A 15,035-nucleotide genomic window follows, 5' to 3' on the forward strand; every position below is an offset into this window, starting at 1 on the left:
GAACCATGAGCAACGATATGGCCGCCAGCAATCCCAGCAGTTCATCCGCTAGGATGGGACTAGAGGCAGCCAGCCAGAAGAAATATCTCAAGTGGTACAACAAGGTGGGCTACGGCTCGGGCGACGTGGCCGGCAATGTCGTTTACGCGCTCTTGTCCGCCTTCGTCATGATCTATCTGGCGGATACGGCAGGACTGAACCCGGGTGTCGTCGGCACGCTCATGATGTTGTCGAAAGTGTTCGACGGTATCTCAGACATGATCTTCGGTACCCTGCTGGACCGCACGAATACACGCATGGGTAAGGCCCGGCCGTGGATGCTGTGGGCCTATGTAGGGTGCGCAGTGTTACTCGTCGCCATCTTCGCCATACCCCCGAGCCTGGGTGATTTTGCCAAGTACACATGGTTCTTCATCGCTTACACCCTGCTCAACGCCGTCTTCTTCACAGCCAACAATATCGCTTACTCCTCGCTAACGGCGCTGATCACCCGCAACAAGGACGAGCGCGTGCAGATGGGGTCCATCCGCTTCATGTTCGCCTTCACCACGAACATGCTTATCCAAACCTTCACCGTGGGCGGTGTCATGCTGTTCGGCGGCGGGGCTGGAGGCTGGCGGAACATGGCCATCGTCTACGCACTCATCGGCCTGGCAATTAACACCCTGTCTGTGTACTCGGTGAAGGAACTCTCGCCGGAGGAGCTGGAAGGCGAAAACAACGGCCCTGAGGAAGACAAGCTGCCGCTACTGGAATCGGCCAAAATCCTCTTCTCTAACAAGTACTACCTGATTATTTTGGTGATCTTCCTGCTCACGCAAATCTTCACGGCCATGCTCAACATGGGTATCTTCTTCATGAAGTACGTCCTCGGTGACGAACGCCTCCTGGGCACCTTCGCCTGGGCCATCAACGTCCCGCTCGTCATCGGACTCATGATCACGCCCTACATTGTGAGCAAATACGGGGGCATGTATCGCATCGACATCCTGGGCTACATCATTGCCGTCGCCGGGCGACTCGGAGTGCTGGTGGCCGCTTACATGCAGAATGTGCCGCTGATGCTGGCGTTCTCCGCCATCGCTTCCCTGGGCATGAGTCCGTTGCAGGGCACACTCAACGCCCTGATCGCAGAGGCATCGGAATACACATGGCTACGCACCGGCAAACGCATCGACGGACTGCTATTCTCCTGCACCTCGCTGGGTGTGAAAATCGGTAGTGGCCTGGGCACCGCTGCATCCGGCTGGCTCCTCCAGATGAGCGGCTACCACGCCAACATGGAGGTGCAGCCAGACTCGGCTATCCAGATGCTCTACGTCATGTACGTGTGGCTCACGCTCGGGGCCAACGTGATCATCCTTCTCTTGCTCACCAGGCTTGACGTTGAAAAAGCCACCGCCCGTTTCAAGGAACAGGCTGATGCCATGGCTTCCGATGGAAGTGTCAGTCAGCCAAGCTAGAGCCTTGTCAGCTGGCGTGCGTACGTGTTACGCACGCCATAACCTTTTCAAGGCCATGGCCACCAATCCCGCGCACACCAACAGCACCGCCGCATCAACGCCCCACTCCAGTGCCGAAGAATTCTCCACCGCAGAACCCGGCAACATGTAACAGCCAAGTGCCAACGACGACACCACGTATATGCGCCACCTCCCCGCCAGGAAGTACGATGCCCGCATACGCATTCCATATAACCGACCGACCACATACAACAACGCCGTCAGTGCACCCACGCAGGCAGCACCGCCCACCATAGGCACAGCATCACCGCTGCGAATGCTTATCGACGCCGCGCATCGCGCCGCTCCCAACGAAACGGCAATCAGCATCACCATCACCCAGGAAAAAACATCTTTCTGCATGGTGGATCCCTTCAACATTGACGCGGCGTCGTCACGCGTGTGGTGCCACACCTGCCACCCTAACGTGGGGCGCTGCACTATTGCCAGTTTTTTAGTGTCACGTTCAGGGAAGTTGGGTACACTCTACAAAGCTGGCAGTTGATGCTGCCCAACCCCGTTTTGTAAAGGAAAAACTACTATGATGGAAGCCTTGACGGAGTACATTATCCACCTGGGTATCGTAGCCGTGATCGCTGTAATTTTTGCCGAATCCGGGCTGCTCGTCGGGTTCTTTTTGCCGGGCGACAGCCTCTTGTTCATGTCGGGCTTCCTCACCCAACAGGGCATTTTCAAAATCAATATCCACCTTTTTGCCCTGCTCCTTTTCATCGCCGCAGTGGCGGGCGACAACGTCGGCTACAGCTTTGGCAAACGGGTGGGCCGGAAACTGTTCGAACGCCCCAATTCCAGGCTGTTCAAACAGCAATATCTGGTGCAGGCGGAGCAGTTCTTTGAAAAGCACGGATCAAAGGCCATTGTGCTGGCCCGTTTCGTGCCGGTCGTGCGCACCTTCACCCCGATTATTGCTGGTGTGAGCACCATGCATTACCGCACGTTTTTTGTCTACAACCTCATTGGTGGTTTCCTCTGGACGGCCACGTTCAGCTACGCCGGATACTACATCGGCCAGAAGCTACACGAGATGGGCTTCAACATCGAAATCATCTCAATTGTGATCATCCTGATCTCTGTTGCCCCGATCGCCATTCACGCCGTGTCCAGCCAGGAACGCCGACAGGCACTCATGGCACAGATCAAGAATCTGCCTACGACCATCCGGGGGATCTTTACCAAGGAAGACAGCGCACAGTAGTCTTCCCTGGTCTCATCGATTATTCCACCGCCGACACCACTGGAACTCCATCATGGTCCAGAATGTCGGCGTGTACTTTATAGACCTCATGGATAAGGTCCGCGTCCAGCACGTCCTTCGGCGACCCCTGGGCGACAATGCCGCCGCGCTTCATCACCATGAGTTCAGAGCAGAATCGCGCGGCAAGATTGATGTCGTGGATAGCCACGAGGGCAACGGCTCCAGTGCTTTCGGCACGGTTTCGAATGGTTTCCAGCAGGAAAAGCTGGTGATGCAAGTCCAGTGCGGACGTAGGCTCATCAAGCAACATCACATGAGGCTCCACCACCATCATCTGGGCCACCGCCACGAGTTGGCGTTGCCCGCCGGATAGCTCCCCGAGGTACGAGTGCGCTAGGTGCCCTATCTGCAGCGCCTCCATAGTGCGAGCCGCCATGGCTGCCGGTTTTTCTGACACGGTGTGCACATTACGCGCCCGACGCGCGGCGATGAGCACCGTCTCAAAGGCAGTGAGTGCTGCAGCGACGGGTAGATCCTGGGGGACGTAACCAATGTGATCACGCAGTTTCCGTCCTGTGTATTCCTGCCCATCAATGTCCGCGGCGATGGTTCCCGCGCGTGGTTTGTTAACCCCAGCGAGGGTGGTGATGAAGGTCGACTTACCGCAGGCATTGGGTCCGAGTAGACCGATGACGTGTCCGCCGGTGAAGGGCTTTGGGGTGAAGTTGGTGAGGATGGATTCTCCCCTCCCATACCCCACGTCGAGGTCGGAGACTGTAACAACGACGGGTTTCACCAGAGTGCTCGCTTCCTGGTCATGATGATGAATATGAAGAATGGAACACCAACAAGGGAGGTGACAATCCCGATGGGTATGGCCAATCCCGGTGTGATGATGAGGCTGACTGCATGCGCGGTAGACATCATGAGCGCACCGGATGCAAGGGACGCTGGGATGAAGTAGCGTTGGTCTTCCCCAACGAGCATGCGTGCCACATGCGGACCCACAAGCCCCACAAATCCGATGATGCCACTGAAAGCAACGGATGTTGCGGCCAGTAGAGACACAACAATGAGCACAATGACCCGGAGGCGGGTGACGTTAACGCCCATGGCGCGTGCGCGGGCGTCGCCAAGCCTTAGCGCCGTGAGCTGCCAGGATAGCCCCATGAAGATGGGGAGACAGCAGACCAGCACGACTGCAAGGATGCCGTTTCCAATCCAGGTTGCACGGGTGAGGGACCCGAGAATCCAAAAGACAATCTGCTGTAGTGCCTCAGTTGATGCCTTGTATTGAATCAGCGCGAGCAATGCTTGGAACAGGAAGACGAGCCCGATGCCGAGCAGAATCATCGTTTCGGCGCTCGCTCCGCGAAACAACGACGCAAGGACAATCACCAGCGAGGCAGTCATGGCCGCGAACCAGGCGATCAGTGCGATATTGAGCTGCGCGTTGGGAAGGAAAATCAGGCCGAAGACGATTGACGACGCCCCGCCAAACGCTGCCGCCGCCGAAATACCCAGCGTGAATGGTTCGGCAAGGGGGTTGCCCAGAATCGTCTGCATCTGCGCCCCAGCCACGCTCAACGCCATGCCCACGAGCAGCGCCATGACGGACATGGGAAGACGGAGCTTCCAGATCACGGTGTGCGATTGCCGGTCCAAGGTCTCGGGCCGGAAAATACCAACGATGACGTCACCAACGCTGATGTTAACTGGCCCGACAACGGTGCTGACGATAAAAGCGACAAGCGCGCAGAAGATCAGCACCGCAATAATCAACAAGCGGCGGAACACCAGAGCGCGGTGATCAGCGACAAGGGTGTCCGCCGTAACATGTGGAGTGTGCGTTTCCACCGGATTAGCCGTTTTGGCTGACAAAGAGCACTCCAGAATTGGGGAACGGAAGGTACTTTTCGTGCGCTTCTTGGTAGTGCTTGGTCACGTCCACGTCTTTGAACAGATCAGGCTGCAACCACACACCGAATTGCTCCAGTGCAAGGAAGTTGAACGGGGAGTCATAGAACTGGTGCCACACACCGTACATTTCCTTATTCTTGGGCGCGTCCAGCTGGTCGAAACCTGGCGTTGCGGTGAGCCCCTCAAGGGTTTGCTTGGCCTGCTCTTCATTGGCCTTGTATCCAAGAGTCACGTAGGGGACCTGGATGTTTTTGTCCGGCTTGACTACCCACGATCCACCGGTGGCAATGATCTTCTCAGGCTGCTCAGCAATGACTTTTTCGGGGGTGATGTCGCCGGATTCTGAGTCGAGGATATGGTCGCCCATATTGTCGCCACCAGCCACGTTGACCAGCTCGCCAAGGTTGCTTTCTTTGACTGTGGCACAGCAGTCATTCCAGCCGGCAGCGCGCCAGAGGAACGTCTTGGGCTTCTTGTCAGCTTTCGCTGCGGTTTGTTTGACGCGATCTACTGTATCGGTCCAGTCCTTGTTGAAGGCTTCCGCCTTGTCTTCCTTATCAAAGATCTTTCCCAACAGCTCAATGGACTTGGTGGTGTTGGTGAGCGGATGCTGACGGAAGTCGGTGACTACGTACTTAATCCCGGCATCGTCCATTTTGGTGAGCATACCGTTGGTTTCAGAGGCTTTATAGTGGTCGGCAGTCATAACCACAACGTCCGGGTTGTAGGACAGAAGATTTTCTACAGTCACGTCCCCCTTAGCCATATTGCCGATTTCGGGGATGTCTTTTGTCTCTGGGACAGCTTTTTCCAATTCCTCGTAGAAGGACGGTGCGGCTGTTTTCAGGTCGGAGCCTCTGGCAACGACTTTGTCGAAAGGCTTGTCTTTGTCCAGAATTGAGGTTGCGAATACCCCGCGTCCTTCTGCCAGGATGATGCGTTCCGGCTGCTTATCAAAGCTTACTTCACGACCTTGCACATCCGTGACCGTTAACGCCGCATTGTTGGCGGCGTTACCGCTTGCGCTGCTGCCACCTTCGCCGTTCGACGTTGTTCCCCCGCCGCATGCGCTAACGAAGATGGTGCAGGCAGCAACGACGACACCCGCCACCATCTTTGTGTAACTTTTCACCTTAAGGCTCCTCTCAATGATGCACTTCACATCTGAGAATGAAGCTTAGATGCAGCCATATATTTTAGGCAAGCCTGGCCTAAGGGATATGTCAGTTTTCTTAGTTCACCTAAGCGCAGGACCCTATCCACGTGGTGAATTTCTTACCGGAAATACGCTCGTACGCCTCAATGTAACGCTCGCGAGTTGCCTCTACCACTGAACCAGGAAGACTCGGCGGAGGCGCCATGCCATTACGATCCCATCCGGCTTTAGGACAGTTCAGCCAGTTGCGCACATACTGCTTATCAAAGCTCGGCTGCGTCTTCCCCTCCACATAGTCGCTGCTGGGCCAGTAGCGTGAGGAATCAGGCGTGAGCACTTCATCGGCCAGCACAAGCTTGCCATCCGCATCGATACCGAACTCCAGCTTTGTGTCAGCCAAGATCAGCCCATGTTCTTCCGCAAGGGCCGCTGCCTGCTTATAAATACTCAGCGTGGCCTCGCGCAGTTCATTCGCCCGCGCCTCACCCAGCTTTTCGACGACCGCTTCAAACGGCACGTTTTCATCATGGTCACCCAACTCCGCTTTCGTCGCGGGAGTGAAAATAGGCTCGGGCAGTTTCGACGATTCACGCAGCCCCGCCGGTAGCGGAATGCCACAGACGGTTCCGGTTTCCTGATACTCGGCAAGCCCCGAGCCGGTGAGGTAACCACGCGCCACGCACTCAAAGGGGATCATGTCTAGTTTTTTACACACAAGCGCCCGACCAAGAACCTCTTCGGGGATGCGCGGATCGTCTACCGGACCGGCGAGGTGATTGGGGAAGTCGATGTTAGCGAAAAAGAAGACGGTCATCGCGGTGAGCACGCGCCCCTTATCCGGGATCTCCGTGTCAAGGACGTGGTCATATGCAGAAATTCGATCAGAAACAACCATAAGAAGGTTGTCGTCGTCGATCTCGTAAATCTCGCGAACCTTACCTGCTGCGAGGTGGTTGTACGAGGACAATTCAGGACGCATGAGTAAACACTTTAGCCCCGTGTAGTACCCAATGCCATGCGACACCTTGCGATGTGCCAAAGCCCACCTTTAAACATGCCAAAGATGGGCACAAATGAGGGTAGCGGGATGTCGAAAAGCGTCGTTAAAGGATCTCGCCGGGCTTGTAGGCAGCGGCCTCTGGATGGCGGGACACAACATCGTTCACGCGAGCAAGTACCCGCGCCACCTGGCTTTCCGCAGCACCGATGAAGACGCTACGGTCCGCCAGTGCATCCTGCAGCTGCTCCAGAGTGAGTGGAATACGGTCATCGTCAGCCAGGCGTTGAATCAAATCCTGCTCCGCGCCGTTTTCCCGCATATTCAACGCCACCGCAACAGCATTCTCCTTAATGGCCTCGTGTGCAGTTTCCCTGCCCACACCGGCGCGCACCGCCGCCATCAAAATCCTGGTTGTGGCCAAAAATGGCAGGTAGCGCTCCAATTCACGCTCGATCATTGCCGGGAACGCACCGAACTCATCTAGCACCGTCAGGAACGTCTCGCACATGCCGTCAATGGTGAAAAACGCGTCCGGCAGCGCCACACGACGCACCACCGAACAAAACACATCACCCTCATTCCACTGCTGACCAGCAAGATCAGCGACCATCGTGAGGTAACCGCGCAGCAGAATCTGCATACCACCCACGCGCTCACACGAGCGAGCATTCATCTTGTGCGGCATGGCCGACGAACCCACCTGCCCCTCTTTGAAGCCCTCCGTGACAACCTCATTGCCCGCCATCAGACGAATCGTCGTGGCCAGTGACGACGGCCCCGCGCCCAACTCCACCAGCGCAGAAACCACATCAAAATCCAACGACCGCGGATACACCTGCCCCACCGAGTCAAACACGCGACGGAAACCAAGATGATCAGCCACACGTGTCTCTAACGAGGCCAGCTTGTTTTCATCGCCCCCCATCAAGTCCAGCATGTCCTGGGCCGTACCCATCGGGCCTTTAATCCCGCGCAGCGGGTACCTGCGCAGCAGCTCCTCCACACGTTCGATGGCCACCAACATCTCATCAGCGGCGGACGCGAAACGTTTGCCCAGCGTCGTGGCCTGCGCTGCCACGTTATGAGACCTGCCCGCCATCACCAAGGACTGGTACTCCCCCGCGCGCGCCCCAATTCGCGCCACCACAGCCACGGCCTTATCGCGCACCAACTCCAGCGACCGGCATACCTGCAGCTGCTCCACATTCTCTGTGAGATCGCGGCTGGTCATACCCTTGTGAATATGCTCATAGCCAGCCAGGGCGTTGAACTCCTCGATGCGGGCTTTCACATCATGGCGGGTCACCCGCTCCCGCTCCGCGATAGACGCCAGATCCACGTGGTTGATCACGTTCTCGTAGGCAGCGATTGCCTCCACAGGAATATCCACCCCGAGATCCTTTTGGGCTTTCATCACGGCAATCCACAACTGGCGCTCCATGATGATTTTCGCCTCAGGACTCCACAGTTCCGTCAATTCCGCCGAGGCATAGCGATTGGACAGTACGTTTGCGATTTTCTTCTTTTCAGCCACGTCGCCCATTATCGCATGGCATTTTAGGTGCGGGTGGGGTTCCCGGCGCGCTTGTAATAGGTATAGAGCGCCACGCTCAAGCACACCGGCCAGAAGAACAGCGGTACGTAAGCGATGATAAGCCAGAACAGGTGTAGCCCACTCATGCCGTCAACGGGGGTGGGATTATCACTCAGCCCAAGCCAAGAAGCAGAAAAACGGACGAGGAGTGGCCCCAGAATCAGGTACAAAACAGCGTTTCCGAGTGCCCCCAGAGTGAGTGGAACCCACCGTGGAAGCCACATTGTCCAATCAATGGTTAACCCCATACTGAGTAGGCCACCAATTAATTGCAGCGCTTCCAAAGTGAGCACATAACGGAGATTTGGGCCGTCTTGATACATGTCTGCGAACGCAAAACCCGTGTTCACGCCACTAATCATTGCAATGCGCCAGATCATTGAAGGCAGGACGCAGGCTAAACACAGCCATGCGGCGACATTTTTTAAATTTTTAGTTCTAAATGTCATGTTTCCAAGCGTAACTATGATATGAAAGCATGGCTAGACCAGTGCGTTTTAGTTCCGATGATATTTTAGACGGCACCGCCCGTACTCTCGCGTTACGCGGGAAGAATCTCACCATGTCTGACATTGCTCAGGAAATCGGTGGACCAACCGGATCGATTTATCATCGCTTTGCTTCACGTGAGGAGCTGCTAGCTACGCTCTGGATCCGCTCAATTAAGCGTTTTCATGTTGGTCTGATCACCGCCTATACCCTCCCCGACCCGGACACCGCCATCCAATCGGCAGCGGTGCACGTGGTGACGTTTTGCCGCGACAACCCACAGGACGCGCTTGCGATGACACTGTTTCGCCAAACCAGGCTCGCCAATGATGGCCCGGATAATTTGCGTAGCGACGTCGCGCACATCAACGACTCCGCCACCCAAGCACTCTCAGAGCTGGCGATCCGGCGTTTTGACACGCCCTCCAACCATCACCTTGATCTCCTGACGCTGGCCACCCGGCAGTGCCCCTACGGGCTGGTGCGTCCCCATATTGGTTCTGACATCCCCACATGGCTCGATGCCGCAGCGGCGACCAGCGCCGCCGCGATTGCAAAACTCGGCGATGAGCCGAGTGGTCGCCGCGCTACCTAGTCCTTTGTTGCATTTTTGGGGTGCCATCAATCGCTACCAACACTCTCATATAGTTTTGCATTCAAAAGTTATTTGAGAGTTTTGGCAACGCCACACAAACAAGCATCGCAGCGGCAGCATCACTGCCCGCACACGCAGCCACAGGCGCGCGACCTCATGCTATGTCCGATCTCGATAGCGCCTCAACGGGCTCGCGCAAAATTCGGTGATGCGCTGACACGCTTGCTCAATCACATCCACATCCACGCAAAAACTGATGCGTATGTAACGGTGCCCATCAATGGGATCAAAATCTACACCCGGCGCGACGGCCACGCCGGTTTCCCGGAGCAGGTCGCGACACCACTGTTCTGAGTCGTCGGTGTACTCGGAAATGTCGATGTATAGATAGAAGCCACCGTCGGGTGGGGCGAACCTGGTGAAGGGCAGTTTTTCTAGCAGCACATCACGGGCAGCCGCGTAGTGTTCCACACGCTGCGCGAGTTCCCGGCGGGATTCCTCCGTAAACGCCTCGACCGCCCCCACCTGGGAAACCGCTGGCGGGCACAGCGCCAGGTTAGCCTGCAGGTTTTCCAGGGGCTCGACAAGGTAATCAGGGACAATGAGCCAACCCAGCCGCCACCCTGTCATGCAGAAGAACTTGGAGAGTGAACCCACAACAACAGCCTGGTCGGAGTAGGACCTCGCGGTGGCACAGGTTCTGCCGTAGGTGATGCCGTGGTAGATTTCATCGGAAATGAGCAGGCAGCCGTTGGCGTCACACCACTCAGCGATAGCACGGAGTTCATCGGGGTCGATGATGGTGCCGGAAGGATTGTCGGGGCTGGTGACGATCACCGCCTTGGGTACCGTGTCCAGCTCGGCAAGCATGCGGGCTGTGGGCTGGAAACGAGTATCGGGTCCGCAGGGTAGGTCCACAATCTGTGCGCCGAGTGCTTGAAGGGTGTTGCGATAGGCGGGGTAGCCAGGCCGTGACATAGCGATGGTGTCCCCATGATCAAGCGCCGCCAAGAACAGCGCCACGAAACCGCCGGAGGAGCCGGTGGTGATCACCACGTTCTCGGGCCGAGTAGTCACGCCATAGGCGGCACTGTGCCAGTCCGCGATGGTGGCACGCAGCTCGTCGGTGCCCAGCGTGGGGGTGTAACCCAACGGGGCGTCGATAAGCGCCTGCTGCACCCGGCGGATAACGGGGGTAGGGGCACCGGAGGAGGGCTGGCCGACGCACAGCACCAGGGAATTTTCGTCGGTTTGGCCGAGGATCTGCATCACCCGGAAGGGGTCGACGTGGCTACGCTGGCTGGGTTGCGCGTTCATGGTTATACCGAGATTCGACCTTCGACAGCGGACAGAGCGATGTCGGAGCGATAGTGACTGCCGTCGAGAGAGATGGTGTTGAGGACAGCGTAGGCGGCATCGCGGGCGTCGGTCAGCGTGGGGCCAGTACCAATAACATTGAGCACACGGCCGCCTGCCGATACCAATTCACCGTTGGCGTTGCGTGCGGTACCGGCATGGAGGACTGCGGGGTTCTCGGCACCCGTGATCACATCGCCAGTGCGGGGGGAATCGGGGTAATTCTGCGCGGCCAACACCACCGTCAGTGCGTAACCATCCTTCCATTCCAAAGGCGGCTGCTCAGCCAACGTGCCCTCCGCAACAGACGCCAACAGCTGGCCGAGCGGGGTTTTCAGCAGCGCGAGCACCGCCTGGGTCTCTGGGTCGCCGAAACGACAATTGAACTCCACCACAGCCGGGCCGTCCTGGCCCCAGGCCAATCCGGCGTACAGCAGACCCGAGTAAGAACAGCCGCGGGCAACCATTTCTTTGGCAACAGGAACGCATACCTCATCAACAATGCGTTGCACCCCATCCTTGGGAAGCCACGGCAGTGGCGTGTAGGCACCCATGCCGCCTGTATTCGGGCCTTCGTCATTGTTACCCACGCGCTTATGGTCCTGTGCGGGAAGCAACGGCACCACCGTTTCCCCATCTACCAGGCAGAACAGCGACACCTCAGGACCATCCAGGAACGTTTCCAGCAACACCGGATTACCGGCAGCGTGAACAGCATCAATGTGGGCGCGAGCGGCATCGCGATCCGGCGTGACCACCACGCCCTTACCTCCGGCGAGACCATCATCCTTGACCACCCAGATCGGGCCAAAACGATTGAGGGCGGCCTCAATGTCGTCATTGGAGGCACCGGGGGCAAGCGCCTCGGCGTGGGCTGTTTTCACACCGGCGGCTGCCATTACATCCTTGGCAAACGCCTTAGACCCCTCAATGCGGGCGGCATCCTTGTCAGGTCCAAAGACCTTGATACCCTTCTCACGCAACGCATCGGCCACGCCCGCTACAAGGGGAATCTCAGGGCCGATCACAACCAGGTCTACATTTAATGAGGTTGCGAGCTGTGTCATCTCGGCTGGGTCAGTGACAGTACCCTTATGCAGGGTGGCGAGGTCAGCCATACCCGCATTGCCGGGAACAACATGGAGATCTGACACAGCAGGGTCCTGTGAGAGTCCAAGGAGCAGGGCGTGTTCACGGGCGCCCGAGCCGATAACAAGAATGCGCATGGCTGCCAGTTTATGTGATGGGCTAGTGGGAGCACGAGAGCGGATATTGTAGGTGAAGGTTGGGATGCGCGGTGGGGTGGAGCGTCTGGCGTTAAGCGCCCAGCACGGAGGCGTGCGGTGGGTGTTTGATACCCGAAATGTCACCCATTATCGGTCGAACATAAAAGCGATCTAGCCTGTTGAGACTTAATTGATCATTCATGCTACTAACACCCTATTTTTGCTCCTTATTTTAGCCATTCAAAATGAACGATTCGATCATAATCGCGTCCGAAAGTTGCACACGGCACCTGTAGCAGTCACCACCGTGGCAGCACTATTGCTATCTCTTTATAATTCACTTTAGTTTACAAATACCCCATAGACCCCACAGAATAACTCTACATAAGTAAATCACATAAGTCACAATAACCACTCAAGGCAACATTAATTAACTCCAGAAACACGCCCGAAAATGCCGAAGACCTGCGAAAATAGTATTGTTTTGGATAACATACAAGAGCTAGAAACGCTCAGAAAGATAACTCATCAGACATATAAATCACGATCCTATAACAACGCGATAACACTTCGGTTGCACTTTCGCTACTTTTGGGTGACAGTTACGCTTTTTCCCCATCAAGGGACTAGATTTAATTGTATGAGCAGCGTATTTACCAAAATCATCAATGGAGAGCTCCCTGGGCGCTTCATTTACCGCGACGACACTGTCGCCGCATTCCTAACCATCGAACCACTCGCCTATGGACACACCCTCATCGTGCCCGTTGAGGAAGTGGACAAGTGGACCGATCTGGCCCCTAACGTGTGGTGCGAAGTCAACGAAGTCGCACAAAGTATCGGACGTGCAGTCATGGAAGCATTCGACGCCGAACGCGCCGGATACGTCATCGCAGGGTTCGATGTGCCACACGCCCATATCCACGTCTTCCCGACCAACACCATGGCCGACTATGATTTCTCTAAAGTCATCAAAGCCGACGAAACCGACCCCGCCCTGATGGATGAAGCCGCTGAAAAACTGCGCGCGATCATGGACACCAACGAAGCGGGGTACGCCTATTAAGAAGGAAGAATGAGCAAGCCGCTTGGGGCACGCGTTCCAACCCGAGGGTGGGTGGAAGACGACTGGCGCGCAGCCCCAAGCGCACAGCGGCCGTGGCCCGTGGTGCTCGTGCACGGGACGTCGGCAAGCACGGGGGATTACATGGAACTGGCGCGTGAACTGCGCGAGCTTGGGTGGGCGGTGTTTATTCCTACTTACGGCAACCGAGCCACCAACCCCATCGAAGACTCCGCCGAGCAAATACTCGCCTACATCAACCAAGTCCTCCACGCTACCGGCGCGGAGAAGGTGATTATTGTCGGGCACAGCCAGGGTGGGGTACTCGCACGGTACCTGATCAAACGGCTGGGAGGGGCATCGAAAGTCAAGCACTTGATCAGCCTGTCCAGCCCGCATCACGGCACCAGCCTCGGCGGCATGCTCAACGTGCTGGTCAATTCGGAACGCAGCGCCGACTTCATGATCCGCATGATCAACAACTACTTCGGGCCGGCAGGCATGCAACAAATCGTCGGCAGCGACTTCCTCACCGACCTCAACGCGGACGGCGACACCGTGCCCGGCCCCGGATACACCTGCCTGGCCACTCGCACAGACACCACCGTCTCCCCCGCCGAGTCCGGCTTCCTCGACGGCCCCGGCGTGGACAACAGTTGGATCCAGGACTACTACCCCCTCGCCGTGATCTTCCACGAAGACATGCCCCGCGACCGCCGCGTCCGCGAACTCGTCATTTCCACCATCGAACAACTAAGGCCACTGCAATGAAACCCCTCGTCCTCTACCTCCCGCGCAGAGGCACCCTTCCCGCTCCCCTTCCTGTCACGCGTGACGACGTCCCGGTGCTCCTGCTCCACGGATACTTAGGCTCGCCCGGCAACTTCGGCCCCACCGCACGCGCCCTCCAACAACGCGGCACCCCTGCCCTCGGGTTCGAATTCGGGCACCGCGGCACAGACCGGCTCGACGACTCACTGAACCAGATCGCCGACTTCGCACGCACCATACCCAGCGAACGCTTCGACATTGTTGGGCACTCCCAAGGCGGACTGCTCGGCCTACAACTCGCCCACCTCCCCGAATTCCAGCCGCGCATACGGCGCATCGTCGGCCTCGGGGCGTCTTTCAAAGGCATCAACGTCAACTATCCTGCGTGGCTCGATCCTATTGCCGCTGCCATCGGCGGGCCTGCGGCGCCCTATCTTCGCGGCAAAGGCTTCCACGAGGCAACCATCCCTGACGGGGTGGAGGTTGCCTCCATCATCTCCACTGCCGACCGCATCGTCCGCCCCGACAACGCCACGCTTGGACACCTGATCACTATCGACGGCGTGCCACACTCCCGCATGCCAGAACTCGCCGGGCCAGTAATAAAGGCGCTGGATATGGAGGTGTGAAAGGGATGCTGTATGCAACGATCGTGCAGAGAAAAATTAAACGCACATTCCGTGAGATTAACCAGGGCAACGTCCAGCCAATGCTTGACACCCTTGCCGACCCATTTGTCTATGTCTTCCATGGGACACATGCATTGGGAGGACGCAGAACCTCCAAGGACGCTATGAGGCTGTGGTGGGAGCGAGTTTTCCGGCTACTACCTGGTATTCGATTCGACGTTCAAGAGGTTGTGATCAGCGGGTGTCCGTGGAATATGCGCGTTGCAGTTAGGTCTTTAGTGAGCGGCGACCTGCCTAATGGGGAGTTGTACAGCAACACCGCATTCCAATTCATGAAGTTGAGGTGGGGACGAATCACACGGATAGAAACCATGGAAGACACCCAACTTCTTGAACAGGCGCTTCGGGTGGTTGCTGAGTCTGGTTGCGTTGAAGCACTAGAACCACCAATGAATGAGTAATCCGCTCACGACACCGACGAATCTCTGAGCCTTATAGTCCACGTCAGGGTAACAAAA

The 15,035-nt window shown here is 57.0% G+C and carries 16 protein-coding genes; 7 read left to right on the top strand and 9 right to left on the bottom strand.

Annotated features, from left to right (window positions below; translation table 11 throughout):
• Positions 1–5: 5 nt before the first annotated feature.
• Positions 6–1,463, top strand: coding sequence for an MFS transporter (locus CDUR_RS11310; RefSeq protein ID WP_218865446.1), 1,458 nt, complete (start codon positions 6–8; stop codon positions 1,461–1,463).
• 27 nt (positions 1,464–1,490) lie between these two features.
• Here the strand turns inward: CDUR_RS11310 and CDUR_RS11315 are convergent, their stop codons facing one another.
• Positions 1,491–1,943 carry a hypothetical protein gene (locus tag CDUR_RS11315; RefSeq protein WP_040358948.1) on the bottom strand — a complete coding sequence of 151 codons (453 nt, stop codon included), beginning with the start codon at positions 1,941–1,943 and terminating at the stop codon, positions 1,491–1,493.
• A 100-nt stretch (positions 1,944–2,043) separates the two neighbouring features.
• Here CDUR_RS11315 and CDUR_RS11320 point away from each other — a divergent pair, with 100 nt between their 5' ends.
• Positions 2,044–2,718 carry a DedA family protein gene (locus CDUR_RS11320; protein WP_179418285.1) on the top strand — a complete coding sequence of 225 codons (675 nt, stop codon included), beginning with the start codon at positions 2,044–2,046 and terminating at the stop codon, positions 2,716–2,718.
• Positions 2,719–2,737: 19 nt separating this feature from the next.
• On the opposite strand, the gene CDUR_RS11325 is transcribed toward CDUR_RS11320, so the two are convergent.
• The 6 genes from CDUR_RS11325 to CDUR_RS11350 form a co-directional block, all read right to left on the bottom strand.
• Positions 2,738–3,514: an ABC transporter ATP-binding protein gene (locus tag CDUR_RS11325; RefSeq protein ID WP_179418286.1), complete on the bottom strand. Its 777-nt coding sequence runs from the start codon at positions 3,512–3,514 to the stop codon at positions 2,738–2,740.
• Entirely contained in the window at positions 3,511–4,599 is a 1,089-nt protein-coding gene (locus tag CDUR_RS11330; RefSeq protein WP_390885473.1) for a FecCD family ABC transporter permease, read from the bottom strand. The genes CDUR_RS11325 and CDUR_RS11330 overlap by 4 nt, the downstream gene beginning before the upstream one ends.
• Entirely contained in the window at positions 4,580–5,752 is a 1,173-nt protein-coding gene (locus CDUR_RS11335; RefSeq protein ID WP_179419130.1) for an ABC transporter substrate-binding protein, read from the bottom strand. Before CDUR_RS11335 ends, CDUR_RS11330 begins: the two co-directional genes overlap by 20 nt.
• A 127-nt stretch (positions 5,753–5,879) precedes the next feature.
• A complete protein-coding gene (locus tag CDUR_RS11340; protein ID WP_006062431.1) occupies positions 5,880–6,773 on the bottom strand; it encodes a phosphoribosylaminoimidazolesuccinocarboxamide synthase in 894 nt (297 codons plus the stop codon).
• Between the two features lie 124 nt (positions 6,774–6,897).
• Complete coding sequence (gene purB, locus CDUR_RS11345) at positions 6,898–8,337, bottom strand: adenylosuccinate lyase (protein WP_179418287.1); 1,440 nt, start codon at positions 8,335–8,337, stop codon at positions 6,898–6,900.
• A 14-nt stretch (positions 8,338–8,351) separates the two neighbouring features.
• A complete protein-coding gene (locus tag CDUR_RS11350; protein WP_179418288.1) occupies positions 8,352–8,768 on the bottom strand; it encodes a hypothetical protein in 417 nt (138 codons plus the stop codon).
• A 98-nt stretch (positions 8,769–8,866) separates the two neighbouring features.
• On the opposite strand from CDUR_RS11350, the gene CDUR_RS11355 reads away from it, so the two are divergent.
• Positions 8,867–9,472, top strand: a complete 606-nt coding sequence (locus tag CDUR_RS11355) for a TetR/AcrR family transcriptional regulator (protein ID WP_179418289.1) — start codon at positions 8,867–8,869, stop codon at positions 9,470–9,472.
• A 159-nt stretch (positions 9,473–9,631) separates the two neighbouring features.
• Here the strand turns inward: CDUR_RS11355 and CDUR_RS11360 are convergent, their stop codons facing one another.
• Both CDUR_RS11360 and purD read right to left on the bottom strand, forming a co-directional pair.
• Positions 9,632–10,789 carry a pyridoxal phosphate-dependent aminotransferase gene (locus CDUR_RS11360; RefSeq protein ID WP_179418290.1) on the bottom strand — a complete coding sequence of 386 codons (1,158 nt, stop codon included), beginning with the start codon at positions 10,787–10,789 and terminating at the stop codon, positions 9,632–9,634.
• Positions 10,790–10,791: 2 nt separating this feature from the next.
• Entirely contained in the window at positions 10,792–12,054 is a 1,263-nt protein-coding gene (purD, locus tag CDUR_RS11365; RefSeq protein ID WP_179418291.1) for a phosphoribosylamine--glycine ligase, read from the bottom strand.
• A 640-nt stretch (positions 12,055–12,694) separates the two neighbouring features.
• Here purD and CDUR_RS11370 point away from each other — a divergent pair.
• From CDUR_RS11370 to CDUR_RS11385, 4 genes are read left to right on the top strand one after another with little or no spacing between them, the layout of a single operon-like run.
• Positions 12,695–13,120, top strand: coding sequence for an HIT family protein (locus tag CDUR_RS11370; RefSeq protein WP_179418292.1), 426 nt, complete (start codon positions 12,695–12,697; stop codon positions 13,118–13,120).
• Positions 13,121–13,129: 9 nt separating this feature from the next.
• Complete coding sequence (locus CDUR_RS11375) at positions 13,130–13,888, top strand: esterase/lipase family protein (protein WP_179418293.1); 759 nt, start codon at positions 13,130–13,132, stop codon at positions 13,886–13,888.
• A complete protein-coding gene (locus CDUR_RS11380; protein WP_179418294.1) occupies positions 13,885–14,517 on the top strand; it encodes an esterase/lipase family protein in 633 nt (210 codons plus the stop codon). The genes CDUR_RS11375 and CDUR_RS11380 overlap by 4 nt, the downstream gene beginning before the upstream one ends.
• A 5-nt stretch (positions 14,518–14,522) precedes the next feature.
• Complete coding sequence (locus tag CDUR_RS11385; protein WP_179418295.1) at positions 14,523–14,978, top strand: nuclear transport factor 2 family protein; 456 nt, start codon at positions 14,523–14,525, stop codon at positions 14,976–14,978.
• The last annotated feature ends 57 nt before the right edge of the window (positions 14,979–15,035 follow it).

This window comes from Corynebacterium durum (assembly GCF_030408675.1).
GTDB lineage: Bacteria > Actinomycetota > Actinomycetes > Mycobacteriales > Mycobacteriaceae > Corynebacterium > Corynebacterium durum.